18 protein-coding genes and 1 riboswitch are annotated in these 17504 nt (G+C 65.1%); of the genes, 9 read left to right on the plus strand and 9 right to left on the minus strand.

All coding sequences use genetic code 11. The annotated features are described in order from the left end of the window. Positions 1-24 precede the first annotated feature (24 nt). The 4 genes from cobJ to cobG are packed head-to-tail and all read right to left on the minus strand — an operon-like array spanning position 25 to position 4438. A complete protein-coding gene (gene cobJ, locus AC4LFW_RS00050) occupies positions 25-1689 on the minus strand; it encodes a precorrin-3B C(17)-methyltransferase (RefSeq protein ID WP_491816802.1) in 1665 nt (554 codons plus the stop codon). 43 nt (positions 1690-1732) lie between these two features. Next, entirely contained in the window at positions 1733-2482 is a 750-nt protein-coding gene (locus tag AC4LFW_RS00055) for a precorrin-2 C(20)-methyltransferase (RefSeq protein ID WP_491816803.1), read from the minus strand. Next, positions 2479-3105 (minus strand): precorrin-8X methylmutase, encoded by a 627-nt coding sequence (locus tag AC4LFW_RS00060; RefSeq protein ID WP_491816804.1) that lies wholly within the window; start codon positions 3103-3105, stop codon positions 2479-2481. The genes AC4LFW_RS00055 and AC4LFW_RS00060 overlap by 4 nt, the downstream gene beginning before the upstream one ends. Next, positions 3098-4438: a precorrin-3B synthase gene (cobG, locus tag AC4LFW_RS00065; protein WP_491816805.1), complete on the minus strand. Its 1341-nt coding sequence runs from the start codon at positions 4436-4438 to the stop codon at positions 3098-3100. Before cobG ends, AC4LFW_RS00060 begins: the two co-directional genes overlap by 8 nt. Positions 4439-4529: 91 nt before the next feature. Further along, a riboswitch (cobalamin riboswitch) is annotated at positions 4530-4729 on the minus strand. A gap of 73 nt (positions 4730-4802) precedes the next feature. Between cobG and cbiE the strand changes: the two genes are divergently transcribed. The 4 genes from cbiE to AC4LFW_RS00085 all read left to right on the plus strand — a co-directional run bounded on the left by cbiE (position 4803) and on the right by AC4LFW_RS00085 (position 8567). Continuing rightward, on the plus strand, positions 4803-6008 hold the full coding sequence (gene cbiE / locus AC4LFW_RS00070; RefSeq protein WP_491816806.1) for a precorrin-6y C5,15-methyltransferase (decarboxylating) subunit CbiE: 1206 nt from the start codon (positions 4803-4805) through the stop codon (positions 6006-6008). Beyond that, on the plus strand, positions 6005-6742 hold the full coding sequence (locus AC4LFW_RS00075; protein ID WP_491816807.1) for a cobalt-precorrin-6A reductase: 738 nt from the start codon (positions 6005-6007) through the stop codon (positions 6740-6742). Before cbiE ends, AC4LFW_RS00075 begins: the two co-directional genes overlap by 4 nt. Before the next feature lie 53 nt (positions 6743-6795). Beyond that, entirely contained in the window at positions 6796-7512 is a 717-nt protein-coding gene (locus tag AC4LFW_RS00080) for a (2Fe-2S) ferredoxin domain-containing protein (protein ID WP_491816808.1), read from the plus strand. A 212-nt stretch (positions 7513-7724) separates the two neighbouring features. Next, on the plus strand, positions 7725-8567 hold the full coding sequence (locus tag AC4LFW_RS00085) for an SDR family oxidoreductase (protein ID WP_491816809.1): 843 nt from the start codon (positions 7725-7727) through the stop codon (positions 8565-8567). Here AC4LFW_RS00085 and AC4LFW_RS00090 read toward each other — a convergent pair. Together AC4LFW_RS00090 and AC4LFW_RS00095 are read right to left on the minus strand one after the other, a co-directional pair. Further along, positions 8564-8998, minus strand: coding sequence for a VOC family protein (locus AC4LFW_RS00090; RefSeq protein WP_491816810.1), 435 nt, complete (start codon positions 8996-8998; stop codon positions 8564-8566). The two genes, AC4LFW_RS00085 and AC4LFW_RS00090, sit on opposite strands and share 4 nt — an antisense overlap. 66 nt (positions 8999-9064) lie before the next feature. Next, entirely contained in the window at positions 9065-9745 is a 681-nt protein-coding gene (locus AC4LFW_RS00095; protein ID WP_491816811.1) for a YciC family protein, read from the minus strand. A 114-nt stretch (positions 9746-9859) separates the two neighbouring features. Here AC4LFW_RS00095 and AC4LFW_RS00100 point away from each other — a divergent pair, with 114 nt between their 5' ends. Then, on the plus strand, positions 9860-10333 hold the full coding sequence (locus AC4LFW_RS00100) for a LabA-like NYN domain-containing protein (protein ID WP_491816812.1): 474 nt from the start codon (positions 9860-9862) through the stop codon (positions 10331-10333). A gap of 159 nt (positions 10334-10492) precedes the next feature. Then, positions 10493-11818: an RNA helicase RhlE1 gene (gene rhlE1, locus AC4LFW_RS00105; RefSeq protein WP_491816813.1), complete on the plus strand. Its 1326-nt coding sequence runs from the start codon at positions 10493-10495 to the stop codon at positions 11816-11818. Here the strand turns inward: rhlE1 and AC4LFW_RS00110 are convergent. The 3 genes from AC4LFW_RS00110 to AC4LFW_RS00120 form a co-directional block, all read right to left on the minus strand. Then, entirely contained in the window at positions 11815-13062 is a 1248-nt protein-coding gene (locus AC4LFW_RS00110) for a TIGR03862 family flavoprotein (protein ID WP_491816814.1), read from the minus strand. The genes rhlE1 and AC4LFW_RS00110 overlap by 4 nt on opposite strands. A gap of 131 nt (positions 13063-13193) precedes the next feature. Then, positions 13194-14192, minus strand: a complete 999-nt coding sequence (locus AC4LFW_RS00115; RefSeq protein WP_491816815.1) for a TIGR04086 family membrane protein — start codon at positions 14190-14192, stop codon at positions 13194-13196. Positions 14193-14331: 139 nt separating this feature from the next. Further along, the gene (locus AC4LFW_RS00120) at positions 14332-15252 is read right to left on the minus strand and encodes a histone deacetylase family protein (protein ID WP_491816816.1); all 921 of its coding nucleotides are present in this window, start codon (positions 15250-15252) and stop codon (positions 14332-14334) included. 79 nt (positions 15253-15331) lie between these two features. Between AC4LFW_RS00120 and AC4LFW_RS00125 the strand changes: the two genes are divergently transcribed. The 3 genes from AC4LFW_RS00125 to AC4LFW_RS00135 all read left to right on the plus strand — a co-directional run bounded on the left by AC4LFW_RS00125 (position 15332) and on the right by AC4LFW_RS00135 (position 17430). After that, a complete protein-coding gene (locus AC4LFW_RS00125) occupies positions 15332-15889 on the plus strand; it encodes a GNAT family N-acetyltransferase (RefSeq protein ID WP_491820074.1) in 558 nt (185 codons plus the stop codon). An 81-nt stretch (positions 15890-15970) separates the two neighbouring features. Next, entirely contained in the window at positions 15971-16840 is an 870-nt protein-coding gene (gene tesB, locus AC4LFW_RS00130; RefSeq protein ID WP_491816817.1) for an acyl-CoA thioesterase II, read from the plus strand. Continuing rightward, positions 16837-17430, plus strand: a complete 594-nt coding sequence (locus tag AC4LFW_RS00135) for an HAD family hydrolase (RefSeq protein WP_491816818.1) — start codon at positions 16837-16839, stop codon at positions 17428-17430. Before tesB ends, AC4LFW_RS00135 begins: the two co-directional genes overlap by 4 nt. Positions 17431-17504 lie beyond the last annotated feature (74 nt).

Raw genomic sequence — 17504 nt, forward strand, 5'->3', positions numbered from 1 at the left:
CACGTCTAAAACGAGGTTTTGCGTTCAATCGGCGGGGTAGCTTCTGGGCGTGTAGACCCAGTCGCTTCTGTCCGGCTTGGCGAACCGGCAGGTCTGCGACGAGCCGATAATGACGAGGGTGCGCATGTCCACCTGTTCGGGTGTGAGCTCGCCCAGCGTGGTGACGGTCAGGGCTTCGGCGGGTCGCCCGATGTCGCGGCCAAGCACAACCAGTGTTTCCGGTGTGCGGTAATGGCGAAGTATCTCCAGAGCCCGCCCGAGCTGCCAGGGCCGCGCCCTGGAGATGGGGTTGTAGAAGGCCATGACCAGATCGGCGGCTGCCGCGTGCTCAAGGCGTTTCTCGATCAGCGCCCAGGGCTTGAGGTTGTCCGAGAGCGAGAGCATGCAGAAGTCGTGACCCAGCGGCGCGCCAGCTCTTGCGGCGGTGGCCAGGGCTGCCGAGACGCCTGGCAGGATTTGCAGATCGACCGCATGCCAGCGCGGATCGCTGGAGGCGTGCAGCGCTTCAAGAACGGCCGCAGCCATGGCGAACACGCCGGGGTCACCGGATGAGATCACCACCACCCGGCGGCCGCTGGCGGCCAGCTGGAAGGCGTGGGCGGCCCGTTGCAGCTCCTCGCGGTTGTCGCTGCTGTGGCTGACCTGGCCTGGCTTCAGCGGGCCGGCCATCCTGATGTAGGTCTCGTAGCCGAGCAGATCCTGCGCCTCGTCCAGCGCCTGGCGCGCCGCAGGCACCATGAACTCAGGGGCGCCCGGGCCGAGGCCGATCACCGTCAGGGTGCCACGTGGTTGGCCGATCCGAGCGATGTCGATTGGTTGCGCTGCCAATAACAGGCGCACCCGCTCGCTGCGGCTGTGCTGTGGTGGCAGCTGGTCTGCGTTGTCGCAATAGCGGATCGGCAGGGCCAGCTGGCTGGCGACTTGTTGCAGCGCGACGTCCGTCATCAGCTCAGGCGGCGCGATCAGGCAGGCCAGGCTGAGCGGGGAAAAGCCGGACTCGTCGATCAGCTGCTGCACCTCGGCAGGCAGCTCCGGGCCGCCGCGTTCGACGTGAATCGCGACTTGGCGGGGGTGGATGCTCAGCGTGGAGTCGCCCTCCTGCTTCAGCGGGCTGACCGAAACCCGGTGCGTCGCATTCGGGTCGAGCGGCAGCTTGAGTTCGTCCAGCCAGGGCGCCGGACCTTCGATCCGCACCGGCGCACCGGCCAGCAGGTCGCTGACGAAATGCTTGCCCAGTTCCAGATCCCCCAGCACGTAACCGGGAGGCGGGGAGAGCAGGCAGGCGCCGAAGCGCAGCTCGCCGCTGGTGGTGATCGCGGGGCTGACCTCCAGCACAGCGGCGATCTCCCGTGCCATCCGGTTGACGCCTGCCAGGCCGCCGAGTAGCGGCACCACGGCGCTGCCGTCTTCGCCGATGACCAGCACCGGAGGCTCGTTGTCCTTGTCGCCAAGAACTGGTGCAAGACTGCGAATCACGATGCCCGCCGCGCATAGCGCGATGATCGGTGTGTTGGCTTGGTACAGCGAGCGCAAGTGCTCGCCGAAGTTTTCGTACAGTGTGTCGGCTTCATCAGCACGCCCGCGCAAGCCGTGAATGCGCCCTTCAGGGTAGAGGCGCTGTAACCGTCTGGCGGTATCGATGGCGGAGGCGCCAAGTACGACGATGGCGGGGGCGGTAGCGGCGGGCATAGGTATCCGTTAAGTCAGGGAGACGGTTGGATGGATACGGCTTCTAGCCGCGCCATTTCTCGCCGGGAACGAGGATCATCGAGAAATAAGGCGACGACATCGGCTCGACCTCATCCAGCGGAACGATCTTCTGGTTGGCCATGGTGGCGCGTTCGACGTAGTGCGCGCGTTTCTCGAGTCCCAGCTCCTGAAGCACGCGACGCACCTTTTCGAAGTTTCGCCCGAGCTTCATGATCACAGCCGCCTCGGCATCGCGCAGCCTTTGCTTGAGTTCCGCTTCCGGCAGCACGCCGGACAGCACCGACAGGCTCTGGTTGCGATAGACCAGCGGCGTGCCGAGCACCGAGGTGCAGCCGAGCATGGAGCAGACGCCGGGCACGACCTCGACCGGATAGTCCGCCGCCAGGCGGTCGTGCAGGTACATGTAGGAGCCGTAGAAGAACGGATCGCCCTCGCAGATCACCGCCACGTCGCGCCCGGCGTCGAGCTCGGCGGCAATCTGCACCGCGCAGGTGTCGTAGAAGTCGGCGATGACATCCTCGTAGGAGAGCGGCGGCGCGAGCTTCTCGGTGGTGACCGGATAGACCAGCGGCATGCGCTGCTGATGTTCCGTCAAGTGCTGCTCGATGATGCCGAAGGCGTTGCCGCCCTGGCCCTTGCTGGCTTTTGCCTTGGCCACGAAATAACCGACCACTTCCGCGCTCTGCAGCAGGCGCAGGGCTTTCAGCGTGATGAGTTCAGGATCGCCGGGCCCTACGCCCAGCCCGATCAGCCGTCCTTTGCCTTCCATCATTCCACCTCCGTGGCAAGGGCGTTGACCGCCGCCACCGCCATCGCACTTCCGCCGCGCCGGCCGCGCACCACTACGTAGGGCACGCCGCGGCTGTCGGCTGCCAATGCGTCCTTGGATTCCGCCGCGCCGATGAAACCGACCGGCATGCCGATGATGAGCGCCGGCTTCGGTGCGCCGGCATCGAGCATTTCCAGGAGATAGAAGAGCGCGGTCGGCGCGTTGCCGATCACCACCACGCTGCCTTCCAGATGCTCGCGCCAATGCTCCAGCGCCGCCGCCGATCGGGTATTGCCGAGCGACTTGGCGAGGTCCGGCACGCCGTCGTCGTGGAGGGTGCAGATGACCCGGTTGTTCTGCGGCAAGCGTGGCCGGGTGATGCCTTCGGCCACCATGCGTGCATCGCAGAGGATCGGCGCGCCGCCCTGCAGGGCTGCGCGGCCGGCCGCACCGGCGCCAGGGGAGAAGGCGAGATCGCTGACGATGTCGACCATGCCGCAGGCGTGAATCACCCGTACGGCGAGCTTTTCCATGTCCGGCGGGATTGCGCTGAGGTCGGCTTCGGCGCGAATGGTAGCGAAGGAGCGCCGGTAGATTTCCTGGCCGTCGCGGATGTAATCAAGCATGGGAGCGTCCCGTTGCGTGGTGCTGGGCGAACCATGCGCCCGCTTGGTCGATGGTCATGGGTGGCGCCATTGGTTGGCCGAAACCGGCCTTGCCCGTGCGCTCGAACAGCTGGTATCGGTTGTCGCCTATGGCAAGCAGCGTGAACGGCGCGACATGCGCGGCCGCGCAGGATCGCGAGCAACCGCTGAGGTGCACCTGCGGACGGGCATCGGTTCGCTGCAGGCAGGCCGCCAATGTCAGGGCATCGCCTTTGGTATCGGCCAGCCCGCGCGCGCACCCGGCAGAACCGGTGCAGGCGATCAGATTGGCCAGGGGCGCGTTGCCGTCAGTGAGCAGCCCGGCCTGCCCAAGGGCTGCGAGCACGGGCTCGGCCTCGTCAGCCGGGACATTCGGGATCAGCAGGCCCTGCCAGGGCGTGAGTCGCAGGTTGCCGTCGCCATGCAGCTCGGCCAGTTCGGCGGCGGCAAGGAGCTGGCGGGTTTCGATGCGCCCAAGCGGGGCGCTGGCGGCCAACATCGAAAGCCCTTCCTGGCGTTGGGCGATGATGCCAATCGGCGGGGCAGCCGCCGGGATCTGGCGTCGGCATTCAACCGGCACGGGTGACACGGGAAATGGCAAGCGGGCCTGGACCCGTCGCAACACTTCATCGGCCGGGATGGATTCGAGCAGCTGGCGCATACGGTTCTGCGGTGGCTCGGCGCAGTCCAAAAACGTCAGCAGAATCGCCTCGACCAGCTGCACGGCGTTCGCTGCAGTGATCATTCCCAGAGGCTGGTCGGTCGGACAGCCGGCCAGCCCGAACACCAGATGCTGCGGCTCGTCGGGGAGGGCGCGCAGCCAGAGGTCATGGGCATGTTCGAGCATGCACAGCGCTTCGCCGCCATCGAGCTGAATGGCGAACTTGGCGGAGAGTACGTGCAGCGCGGGATTGTCCTGCAACAGCGCCAGGATCTCTGCAGCCAGCGGCCGGGTATCCATGTGCTGCTCAGGGTCCAGGCCAGCCGCGGGGCTGAGCATGAGGTTGCGTACATCGTCGGCGTCGGGCACCGAGGGTCCGAGTCCTGCATCCAGCAGCGCGCGGATCAGGTCTTGCTCCGATCCGGCACCTATGCCGCGTATCTGCAGATTGCTGCGGTTGGTCAGCTCCAGCACGCCGCTGGCATGGCGCTCAGCCGCTTCGGCAATGGAGCGAGCCTGACTCGCGGCAAGAACGCCACCGGGCAGCTTGATACGGCTGATGCCACCGTCCAACGCCTGCACGATGCGCAGCAGGCCAGGGCACGGGCTGGGCCGTGGAACGGGAAGTTCAGTCTGGAAAGCAGGGTCGCGCACGGTGTCACCTGAAACGAAAAGACGCGGCGACCAGACCGGCAGAGTTCGTTGAACTCCATTGGCATCGGTACACCCCGCCCGATGTTGGCACTCGCGACCAGCGTCGTCGGCAGGTCTCCTGGCTGACAGGTCTTCATCGTCCGCGGCCTTCCCGGTTTCCCAGTGGCATGTGTGCGGCGATTCGCTGTTTACAGTTGCGGGGGCAGCTCGGTCACGATCTGGAGATCGCTCCGTATTCCCTCTTAGGCCCTTGGCGTAGTCGCGGCGGGCACCGACGAAGGCGCTATTATGCCCGCTTTGCCCGTCGCGGCGACAGCCAAGCCTGTCGCCGGGCGTTGGCTTGGCATTGTGATGGAGAGGCGGGATGACACCCTGGTTGACGGTGGTGGGGATCGGCGAAGACGGCTGGGCCGGGCTTGGCGAAGCGGCTCGGCAGGCGCTTGGTGAAGCGTCACGCATCATCGGCGGCGAGCGACAGCTGGCGTTGCTGCCCGATCAGCTGCAGAGCCGGGGAGAGGCCTGGCCGAGCCCGTTCAGTCTGCAACCCGTCATGTCACGCCGGGGTACGCCGCTGTGCGTGTTGGCGAGCGGCGACCCCATGCTCTATGGCATCGGCGCCACGCTCGCACGGCAGCTGGATGCGGATGAGATGTGCGTGTTCTCATCGCCGTCGTCCGTTTCTCTGGCCGCAGCACGCCTTGGCTGGCCACTGCAGGAAACGGAGGTCGTTTCGCTTGTGGCAAGGCCGCTTGCGGCATTGAACGCCAAGATATTTCGCGGCACGCGCCTGTTGATCCTCAGCAATGACGGAACCAGCCCCGCTCAGGTGGCGCAGTTGATGACGAACCGTGGTTTTGGCGCGAGTCGTTTGACCGCCCTGGAGCACCTGGGCGGCGAAAGGGAGCGCCGGGTGGATTCGCTCGCCGCGGAGTGGTCATTCGGTGCCATTGCCGATCTGAATCTGCTCGCCGTCGAATGCGTCGCTGATTCGGATGCTGCGTGCGTGCCGCTGACGCCGGGCCTGGCCGACCACTTCTACCGGCACGATGGCCAGCTGACCAAACGGGATGTGCGGGCGGTGACCCTGGCCCGTCTTGCGCCGATGCCCGGCGAATTGCTCTGGGACGTGGGCGCGGGCTGCGGCTCCATCGGCATTGAATGGATGCGGGCGCATCCAAGCTGCTGGGCCATCGCGGTAGAGGCGGATGCGGGGCGTCAGGCCCATATCGAACACAACCGCGACGCGCTGGGCGTTCCTGCGTTGAGGCTGGTGGCCGGTCGCGCGCCGGAAGCACTGGCAGGCCTTCCCACACCGGATGCGATCTTCATTGGCGGCGGCGTCACGGTTGCGGGCGTGATGGAGCAGTGCTGGGCCAGCCTGAAGCCAGGCGGGCGCTTGCTGGCCAACGCCGTGACCCTCCAGAGCGAGGCGATGCTGATGAGCTGGCGCGAGCGCATCGGCGGCGAGCTGACCCGGATATCGGTTGCGCACGCACAGCCCCTCGGCGGCTTCGACACCTGGCGCGGTGCCTTGCCGATCACGCTGCTCCAGGTCGAGAAACCGCGATGAAGCGCGTCCTGCTGCTTGGCGGCACGGGCGATGCCCTGCGACTCGCTCGCGGCCTCGGTCCGGCGCACGTCTACAGTCTGGCCGGGCTGGGCCGGGTGCCGGGCGATCTCCAATGCCAGGTTCGCGTCGGCGGCTTCGGCGGCGCGCAGGGGCTGGCAGCCTTCATCACGGCCGAACGCATCGATCTGCTGGTCGACGCCACGCACCCCTACGCGGCCCAGATCAGTGCCAATGCTGCCATCGCGGCGGAACAGGTCGGCATCCCGTGCTGGGCGTTGCGGCGTCCGGCATGGCAGGCCGGGAACGGGGATGACTGGCGCGAGGTGGGCGACTGGGCTGAGCTGGTCGAGGCCATCAGCCCTTTCCGGCGCCCCTTTTTCACACTTGGGCGTGAGCCCCTGGCGCATCTTCACGAGATTCCGGAACACCAGCATTGGACGGTTCGCTGCCTGGACGCTCTGCGTTCAACTGAACGAGCGGAGATCATCGGCGATCGCGGCCCCTTCAATCTGGAAGCCGAGCGCCAGCTGTTCGAACGGCTGAATTGCGATGCGTTGATCAGCAAGAACAGCGGCGGCGATTCCACCGAACCGAAACTGCAGGTGGCGCGCGAGCGGGGCCTGCCGGTGTTGCTGCTGCGGCGTCCGGTGCTGCCGGCGGTAGCTCGGGAATTCGCACACCGCGATGACTTGCTTTCGGCGTTAATCGCCGTCGGCGTTGTGACCGGCATGTGATCACTCACTCCAAGCCGTCGCTGCTAGACTGCGCGCCGCTGAGGAGAGAGCCAATGACTACCGCTGATTCACCCTACGCCCGGGTCCTGTTCGTAGGCCCCGACCTGTCCGAAGGCTCGTTCGCCGAGCTATTCCGCTCGCGTCTTGCCACGCTGCGTGGCGAACAGGCACTGCGCGACGTGATAGATACGGGCGCGGGCTACGGACCGGTCTGGCAGACGGTTCGCGACAGCGGCCGGCCGCTTCTGGTGATCGACCTCGAGCCGCAAACCAGCAGCGCGCATCTTGACTGGCTGCGCAGCGAACTGATGCAGCTTGAACAGGCTGAGCAAATTTTCGTGGCGAGTGCGATGGGCACTGCCGAGGCGCTGCCCGTCGAAGCGGCCTGCGCCCTGATCGAGCGACCTGAACTGCATCTGCCGTGCACCGACGTTGCGCCACTTCCCGCCGTGCACCCGTGGTCCAAGATCCCGCTGCACGAGCACCGGGTATTGCTGTGCAATGGCCCTCGCTGTACGCGCCGCGGTGCCTTGCCGCTCTGGAAAGGGCTGCGGGAAAAGCTCAAGGCCGCCGGCAGGCTTGAATGTGAGGGCGGTGTGCACATCACCCGCACCCAGTGCCAGTTTCCCTGCGACCAGGGCCCGACACTGAGCGTCTATCCGGCCGGCAAGTGGTACCGGGTGCGCAACGAGGAAGAGGTGTCCCGGCTGGTAGACGAGCTGTTCGTCGCCGGTCGAGAGGTGCCTGAATTGCTCATGCCGGATCAGTAGCCAGGCAAGGCGTCTGACCGGCTCGCGATCAATGCGCGGACGCGCCCGGCCAGCAGGTGGCCTCTACCGTGCCTGGTCGACTCTCTGCGGGCGCGGCCTCCCACCAATGCAAGGTCATCGCCGGGCGCGGGTTCGCGCCAGCCTGACTATGCTGAAACCCAGCGCTCCGTGCCTTGCACGTCGCCGCTGTTCAGCTTGGGACGGAGTACTCCATGTATCGCAAGGTATTCATCAACAAGGTATTCGACCGCAAGGTGGCGCTGATCACTGGCGGCTGCGCCGGCATCGGTCGCGCCCTGGCCGAGCGAATGGCCCAGGCGGGTGCGAGGGTGGTGATTTTCGATCTCGATCAGAACGCCATCGACGCCCTCGTGCAGCACCTGGTCGATCATCACAATGCCGATGCACTGGGCCTGTGCTGTGATGTGTCGGATGTTGCCGCGGTGCAGCAGGCGGTGGCCCTGGTGCTGGAGCGCTTCGGCGGCATCGATGTGCTGGTCAACAACGCCGGAATCACCCATCGCAGCCGTGTTGCCGAGACCAGCCTGGCGGTGTTCGAGCGGGTCATGGCGGTCAACTTCTATGGCGCGCTGCACTGCACCCAGGCCGCTTTGCCGAGCCTGATTGCCCGCGACGGCCAGATCATCGTGCTCAGTTCGCTTTCCCAATACGCGCCCGTGTCCGATCGCGGCGCCTATAACGCCAGCAAGCATGCGCTGCATGGGCTGTTCGAGACGCTGCGCAGCGAGTTGGCCGATACGGCTGTCAACGTGATGCTGGTCTGTCCCGGTTATACCGCGACCGATCTGCGCAAGAACGTATTGATCGGCGATGGCTCCACCGCGCCGCAGCCGGTGTTAGCTGTCGGGCGTGTGGCGTCGCCGCAGGACGTGGCCGAATCCATCTATCAAGGCGCGCTGAAACGGCGCCGCTTGCTGGTGCTGTCCAATCTGGACTGGCGCGCCAGGCTGGTGGCGCGCTGCTTTCCGCGGATGTTCGAGCAGCTGCTCCTGCCGCGCTTGGCAGCTGCCCGAAACTCGCCCGGCGCGGGCTAGGCAGCCGGCGCACCGTCGTAGTGGCGCTGCATCAGCTCGACGTCCCAGAAGGCCGCTTCGATCTTGTGCCCATCCAGATCTCGCACGAAACACCCGTAATAGGGCTCACCATAGTCTTTACGCGGTCCCGGAGCGCCTTCATCGGTAGCCCCGGCGGCCAGCGCTGCCCGGTGAAAGGCATCGACGGATGCCTTGTCTGGCGCGAAGAATCCGATATGTGTGCCATTGCCTACCGTGGCCGACTGGCCGTCGATTGGCGTCTGCAGCCAGAACTCAGGATATTCGCGGCCCCAGGCGATGGCGCCCGGATGGGCCATGATGCGCGTGCAGCCGAGGGTGGCGAGGGCCTGATCGTAGAAGGCAGCCGCTTCATCGAAGCGGTTGCTGCCCAGGGACACGTGGGAAAGGATGCTGGGGTTCTGATCGCTCATGGAAGGGCCTCCACAAGGGTGGAAACCAAGCCTAGACCCGGCTGCAGCACTCTGCTGCTGGTTGCGTCAACTTTGGTCGTCGTGAACGATGGCCGGCGCAGTACAGAGCATGAAGCAGCGAAACAGCACGACCGTGGCCAACAGCTGCACCAGGCCGACTGCGCTGTCGATCACCACGGCAAGCGCGCCGCGAGCGGTATCGTCGGCCCACAGGTGCTGGGCAAGCCAGGCCTCAAGCAGCCACAGCGGCACGAGCACGGCGAGAATGCAGCCAAATATCAGCAGAAAATGCCCCCTCGTCTGCAGGAAGCTTTCCTTCAATGCCGTCAGGGGTGTCATGCCCCGCAGCACCAGCAGGTACTCGGCAAAGGCGATCTTGACCATCACCCAGAGCCCCGGCAGCACGAACAACGAGGCGCCCAGCATGATCAGCAGGGTGCCGAGGCCCGCCAGCACGGCCAATGACGGCCAGAGCGGCAAAGCGCGCGCCCAGACCTCCCGTACGGACGGCGAATAGCCGCGGCTGCGCGCGTCGAGAAAGAGGATCAGCGCGCCGATGTAGAGCGGGTAGAAGATCATGCCGATCAGCACGCTCTGTACCGGCAGGGCGTCCGTTCCGAACAGATGCTCGACGGCAATCGTGGTGCAGCTCTCCAGCACGATCAGCGGCAGGCAAAGGCGGGCGATGGTGCCCAGGTTGCGAGAGTAGAAAAACCAGGCGTCGCGCAATATCTGGAGTAGGGTCATTGCAGTGGCTACTGTCATGTGAAACAGGCGCGCACTTTAGCCCAAGGGACTGGGCAGCGACATGCGTGCCATTGCCATCCATACTGACCGACCCTTCCGATACCAGGTCACCGCGTGAAGAAAATCGCCCTGTTTGCCGATGTGCAGAACCTGTATTACACCGTGCGCCAGGCCCATGGCTGCCATTTCAATTACGCCGCGTTGTGGGCAGACGTCAGCGAGCGCGGCGATATCGTCGAGGCCTATGCCTACGCCATCGACCGGGGCGACGCCAAGCAGCAACAGTTTCAGCAGATCCTGCGCAACCTGGGTTTCACGGTGAAGCTCAAGCCTTACATCCAGCGCAGCGATGGCTCGGCCAAGGGCGACTGGGATGTCGGCATCACCATCGATGTGCTGGATGTGATCCCGCGAGTCGATGAAGTGGTGCTGGCGTCCGGCGATGGCGACTTCGATCTGCTGCTCGAACGCGTACGGGCAGGTGGTGCGGAAGCGACGGCCTACGGCGCGCCGGGGCTGACCGCCAATTCGCTGATTCGCGCCGCGTCCCGTTATGTACCTATCGAGGGCAGGTTGCTATTGCGATAGCGGTGTCGGCCCGTCACTCCTGGGGCTGCCGGTGCCGCATGTTTCATTCGGCGACCAACGGTGAATGTAGAAGGCGATATCCACCTACGCTGGCTTCCAGCTTCCAGCTTCCATTCCGAGTAAACTTCTCACCCCGTTTTCATCCTCCCGGTTACCGTCATGACCTTCGCCTCACTCGGCCTGATCGATCAGCTGCTGCGCACCCTCGAATCGCTTGAATACACCCAGCCGACGCCGGTCCAGGCAGAGGCGATTCCGGCTGTGCTCAAGGGCCGCGACCTGATGGCCGCCGCGCAGACCGGCACCGGCAAGACCGCGGGTTTCGCCTTGCCGCTGCTGCAACGGCTGCTGCACGAAGGGCCGCAGGTGTCGAGCAACTCCGTTCGGGCACTGGTGCTGGTGCCGACCCGTGAGCTGGCCGAGCAGGTGCACGAGTCATTCAGGACTTATGGGAGAGACCTGCCGCTGCGGACCTATGCGGTCTACGGTGGCGTCAGCATCAACCCGCAGATGATGGCCCTGCGCAAAGGCATCGATGTGCTGGTGGCGACACCGGGTCGGTTGCTCGACCTGTACCGGCAGAACGCGGTGAAGTTCAGCCAGGTACAGGCGCTGGTGCTGGATGAGGCCGATCGCATGCTCGACCTCGGCTTTTCCGAAGAACTCGACGCGCTGTTCAGTGCGCTGCCGAAGAAGCGCCAGACCCTGCTGTTTTCCGCAACCTTCTCCGATGCGATTCGGCAGATGGCGCAAGAGCTGCTGCGCGATCCGCTGTCCATCGAAGTCAGCCCGCGCAATGCCGCCGCCAAGACGGTCAGGCAGTGGCTGGTGCCGGTGGACAAGAAGCGCAAGTCCGAGCTGTTCCTGCATCTGCTGGCGCAGAAGCGCTGGGGCCAGGTGCTGGTCTTCGTCAAGACCCGCAAGGGTGTCGACCAGCTGGTGGACGACTTGCAGGCGCAGGGCATCAGCAGCGATGCGATCCACGGCGACAAACCGCAGGCGTCACGACTGCGTGCGCTGGAACGCTTCAAGGCCGGGGAAGTGCAGGTGCTGGTAGCCACCGACGTGGCCGCGCGTGGTCTGGACATCCACGACCTGCCACAGGTGGTCAATTTCGACCTGCCGACAGTCGCCGAGGACTATGTGCACCGTATCGGCCGCACCGGCCGGGCGGGTGCAACGGGTGAGGCCGTGTCGCTGGTCGCTGCCGACGAGGTCGATCAGCTCGCTGCCATCGAAACGCTGATCCAGCGGGTGCTGCCGCGTCACGACGAGCCAGGCTTCGTCCCCGATCACCGCGTCCCGACTACCCAGCCGGGCGGGCAGATCATCAAGAAGCCGAAAAAACCCAAGAAACCCAAGGAGTCGGCCGGCAAGGGCCGCGTGCATCTGGGTAACTGGTTCGATGAAAGCGAGAAGCCCAACGCCAAGCCGATCCGCAAGGTGCCGAGCCTGGGTGGCAGCAAGCCCGCCAAAAAACGCTAGGGCCGCGGAACCTGCCGCTCATCCAGCCAGCGCAACATGCCGCGGGCGGCTTGGCGGCCGCTGGCGAAGCAGGCGGTGAGCAGGTAGCCACCGGTGGGGGCTTCCCAGTCAAGCATTTCTCCTGCACAGAACACGCCGGGCAACCGGCGCAGCATCAGGCCGTCGTCCAGCATTTCGAAGGGTACGCCGCCGGCGCTGCTGATTGCTTCGTCCAGCGGGCGTGGCCGTAGCAGTTCGATTGGCAGGGTTTTGATCGCGTTCGCCAGCCGCAGCGGGTCGTCGAAGGCGTCAGCGGGCGTGAGTTCGCGTAATAAGCCGGCCTTGACGCCATCGAGGCCGAGCTGGCGCTTGAGGTGCTTGGCCATGGATTGCGACCCGCGCGGCTTGCCGAGGGCGCGGATGACCTTGTCCAACGAGTGGTCGGGTAGCAGGTCGAGCATGACGGTAGCCTTGCCGTCCCTCTCGATGGCCTGGCGGATCTCGGCAGACAGCGCATACACCAGGCTGCCTTCGATGCCGCTGGCGGTGAGCACGAACTCACCTTTGCGTGCTGCGCTGCCGGCGAGCGCGAGGCTCACGGTTTTCAGCGGGGCGCCGGCAAATCTCTCTTGCAGATGCCTGCTCCAGCCGGCCACTTCGAAGCCGCAGTTCGCTGGCCGCAGCGGGCGGATGGCGATGCCCTGTTTTTCCAGCAGCGCAACCCAGGCACCGTCGGATCCCAGGCGTGCCCAACTGCCGCCACCAAGGGCGAGCAGCACGGCGTTGGCGGTGACGCTGATGTTGCCATCGGGGCCATGCAGTTTGAGGCTGCCGTCGGCATTCCAGCCCAGCCAACGATGTCGTGTATGAATCTGCACCCCGGCGTCGCGCAGGCGGCGCAACCAGGCCCGCAGCAGCGGTGCGGCTTTCATGTCGGTGGGGAAAACGCGGCCGGAGCTGCCGACAAAGGTGTCTATACCCAGCCCGTGTATCCAGTCGCGCAGCTGCTCGGGCGGGAACGCCTCAAGCTGCGGGCGAAGCGCCGTTGCGCGTTCACGGTAGCGCGCGATGAACGGCTCGAAGGGTTCGGAATGGGTGATGTTCATCCCGCCGACGCCGGCCAGCAGGAACTTGCGTCCGACCGAGGGCATGGCGTCGTAGAGGTCCACCGAAACACCCGCCTGGCTCAGCACTTCGGCTGCCATCAGGCCGGCAGGGCCGCCGCCGATAATGGCGACACGAGCAGGAGGGGGAGGGGTTGGCATGATCGGTGCGCCTGGTGCAAAGGCGACCATTCTACCGATTCACGGGAGGAGTCGAGTGTTGACTGTCGAAGGATGTCTTGCCGCGTGACCAGGAACGAACCCCGGCGCGTCAAGCGCCGGGGAGATATCGCTTAAATCGCGTCGTTCTGTTTGGGCTGGCTGCGATAGCCGAACATGCCGGCAAAACCGGCAATGGCGCCAGTGATCAACAGCATGATCAGCAATGCCCAGCTGGCTTGTGATACGCGCTTGGCGGCCTGGTCGGCGATTTCCCGGGCCTTCTGCTCGGCCTGTGCCTGCAATTCCTGGAACTTGGCATAGGCTTCCTGATATTGCTGCTCGATCTGGCTGACCATCTGCTCGGCTTCCTGCTGGCTCATGTTGCCGCGCTCCTGCATCAGGTTGACCATCGCTTCGCGATCGGCAGCGCTCAGCGTTTCCTCGCCCTTCTGCCGGATACGGTCGATCAGTTGCGACAGTTGCTCGTCAGCCTGCTGTGGGTTCTGCTGGGCTTGCTCGGCGCGATTCTGCGCCTGCTGCTGAACCTGCTGGGCGTCTTGCTCGAGGTTCTCCGGAGCCAGTTGCGGCTTGCCGGTCTGGCGCAGCGCCTGCTTGATTTCGGCCTGGATGTCGCTCAGGTCCAGATCTATATCTGCCTGTTGGACCTGCTCCTTGATCTGGCCGCCAATGGCCGGTGCCATGGACGCAACACTGGAGCCGACTGCCTGCACGGTCGAGCCTGCCATGCTGGCTGTGCCCGAAACCGCCGAACCCACAAGACTGGCAATCAGGTACACCGTGACCAGCGTAGTGACGGCCCACACCAGCAGGCCGTGCAACATGCCGTGACGGGGGGCCATGCGGCCCGCGATATAACCACCGATGGCCAGCGAAACGACTCCGGCAAGCACCATCCAGATGATTGCGCCTTTTCCGAGACCGGCGACAGGGTTGGATTCGGTGGCCGGATCAATGGTGGAGGTGCCGATGGCAGTGCCAAGCAGGTGCATCAGCAACGAGACGACCAACGCGAGGGCGATGCCGGCAAACACCGCACTCCAGGATGTGTGGGGCAAAGTGCGGCGGCGGCTGTTGCGATAGGCAGTGGTGGTGGTGTCGGTTTCGAGCATGGGTCTTCCTCGTTGTTTTGTAGTCGGTGCTCGCGTACGGCGGCCAGACGTCTGTACAGGATCAGTACATAGAGGTAAGGGGGCCCGAAGCCGATTGAAGTTCCATCATGCAGCGGTTGGTATGACCAGCGGTGGCCGATCAGCGCAGCCCATGGCGCTGCCACGCCTCGGCCGCGCTGAAATGCAGCTGCGCGTGGCGGCGGGCAAGCAGGGCGCGATCCTTGTCGTAGCCGCCACCAATGACGCCAACGACCGGGATGTCACGCCCCAGGCAATGCTCGATCACCGCGCTGTCGCGCATCGCCAGGCCTCTGTCGCTGAGGTTGAGCAGGCCCAGCGCATCATCGCGATGCACATCGACGCCGGCGTCGTAGATCACCAGATCCGGCTGGTACAGGGGCAACAGGTAACCCAGGGTGTTGTCCACCACCTTCAGATACGCCTCGTCACCCGTGCCGGGCGCCAGGCCGATGTCCCAGTCGCTGCGCGCCTTGCGCGTGGGGAAGTTCTTTTCGCAGTGCAATGAGACGGTAACGGCGTCCGGCACCTGATCGAGGATGCGCGCCGTGCCGTCACCCTGATGCACGTCGCAGTCGAAGATCAGCACGCGGCCGACGCGCCCGCTTTCCAGCAGTGAAAGGGCCATGACCGCCAGATCGTTGAAAATACAGAATCCCGAGGCGTGATCGTAGTGGGCATGGTGGGTCCCGCCTGCCAGATGGCAGGCCAGGCCGTGCTGCAGGGCGAGGTCGGCGGCCAACAGGGAGCCACCCACGGCCCGTACGGTGCGTTGCGCCAGTTGCGGGCTCCACGGCAGCCCGAGCCGGCGCAACTCGTCGCGGCTCATGTCGCCGCTGCAGTAGCGCTCGACGTAGTCCCTGTCGTGGGCCAGCGCGAGCACCTCATGCGGGCAGAGGGCTGGGCGCAAAAGTGCCCGATCGGTGGTCATACCGCTGTCGACCAGGTAGTCGCGCAGCAGCCGGAACTTCTCCATCGGAAAGCGATGCCCAGGCGGCAATGCCGGGCTGTAGTCGTCGTGGAATACCAGCGGCAGGGGCATCGGGTGGCAGCCGTTGAAAACAGCAGCCAGTATGCAGAGCAGAGATTTGATACATCAAGGAGACAGCGTGGGCGAACCGATGGAACGCATTGAACTGGACACCCCTCGGCTGCGCCTGCGTGCCTGGCATGACGCCGACCTCGATCCGTTGGCAGAGATGTGCGCCGATCCGCAGGTGATGCGCTATTTCCCGGGGACGCTCTCACGCGATGACTGTGCTGCTGTGATGGCACGCTGCCGGATCCATTTCGCCCGGTTCGGTTTCGGTTTCTGGGCGCTTGAGCTCAAGGCGGACGGGTGTTTCATCGGAATGGCCGGCTTGGCCTGGAGCCGCTTGCAGCTGCCGTTCTGTCCAGCGGTGGAAATCGGCTGGCGTCTCGCACAGCACTGCTGGGGGCAGGGCCTGGCACGCGAGGCCGCCGAGGCATCGCTGGCCTGCGCGTTCGAACAGCTACAGCTGCCGGAAGTGGTGGCCTATACCGCGGCGGTCAACGAGCCCTCGCTGGGGTTGATGCAAGCGCTTGGCATGCATGAGCAGGATGACTTCGCTCATCCGGACATCGCCGAGGGGCACCCCCTGCGGGCGCACCTCTTGTATCGAATAACGCGAGATAACTGGGCCGATAGCCGGCGATAAGCGCAATCAGTGGAGCGATGTCGGTGGAATCCGTAAGATTGCGCGCCTGCCGTGCCCGCATAAATCAAGGAAAACAACACCATGACCGACACCCTAGACACGCTGGTCAATCTGCTGTCGCTGGAACGCATCGAGGAAAACCTTTTTCGCGGCGCCAGCCAGGACCTGGGCTTTCCACAGCTATTTGGTGGTCAGGTGGTCGGTCAGGCATTGTCCGCAGCCAGCCAGACGGTCGCACCGGAGCGCCACGTGCATTCGATGCACGGCTATTTCCTGCGCCCCGGCGACTCCCACCAACCGGTGGTCTACGATGTCGACCGCGTCCGTGACGGCGGCAGTTTCACCACCCGTCGGGTCAGTGCGATCCAGAAAGGCCAGACCATCTTTACCTGCAGCGCGTCTTTCCAGGCCGATGAAACCGGCTACGAGCATCAGCTGCCGATGCCGGAAGTCGAGGGGCCGGAAAACCTGCTCAGCGAATGGGAGCTGATGCACAAGCTGACGCCCCTGGTGCCGCCGCGTGTGGCAGAGAAGCTGCGCCGGCCCAAGCCGATAGAGATCCGCCCGGTCACGCTGCAGGATCCGATCAATCCAGAGCCGATCGAACCGGTTCGGCACATCTGGTTTCGTGCTGACGGCTCGTTGCCGGACAACCCTGCACTGCACAAGTACCTGATGGCCTACGCCTCGGACTTCAGCTTTATCGGCACCGCGCTGCAACCCCACGGCGTCAGCTCCTGGAGCAAGTTCATCCAACTGGCGAGCCTCGACCATGCCATCTGGTTCCACCGCGAAGTGCGCGCGGACGAGTGGCTGCTGTACTCGATGGACAGCCCCTGGGCCGGCAATGCGCGCGGCTTCGCCCGTGGCAGCATCTTCAACCGGGCCGGCCAACTGGTTGCGTCGGTGGCACAGGAAGGCCTGATCCGTGTGCGTGAGGACTGGAAGTGAGCCTGGCCGAGGCTCGGCACTGGGTGTTCGACATGGATGGCACCCTGACCATGGCCGTGCACGATTTCCTGGCTATCAAGCGGGCGCTGGACATCCCAGAAGAGGACGACATCCTGCATCACCTGGCCGCGCTGCCTGCTGAGGAAGCCGCCGGGAAGCGCGCCTGGTTGCTTGAACACGAGCGCGAGCTGGCCTATGCCGCAACCCCCGCGCCGGGCGCCCGCGAGCTTCTGCATGACCTGCGCGACCGTGGTTGTAGGCTCGGCGTGCTCACACGCAATGCCCATGAGCTGGCGCTGGTTACCTTGCAGGCGGTGGGGATGGGTGACTGCTTTGCCCGCGACGACATCCTCGGCCGCGACGAGGCGCCACCCAAGCCCGACCCGGGTGGCCTGCTGCATCTGGCAGCGAAATGGGATGTCGAGCCACAGGCGCTGGTGATGGTGGGTGACTTCCGCTTCGACCTGGAGTGCGCCAAAGCGGCGGGCGCTCGCGGCGTGCTGGTCAACGTGCCGGACAACCCATGGCCCGAGCTGACGGACCTGCATGCCCGTGATTGCCGGGAGCTGAGCCGAATGCTTACAGGATGAGGGTTGTCGGATTACGCCTTCGGCTAACCCAGCCTACGACAGATCGAGCCCGTGGAATCCGTAGGATGGAACCG

This window comes from Stutzerimonas sp. C6.4V (assembly GCF_058536345.1).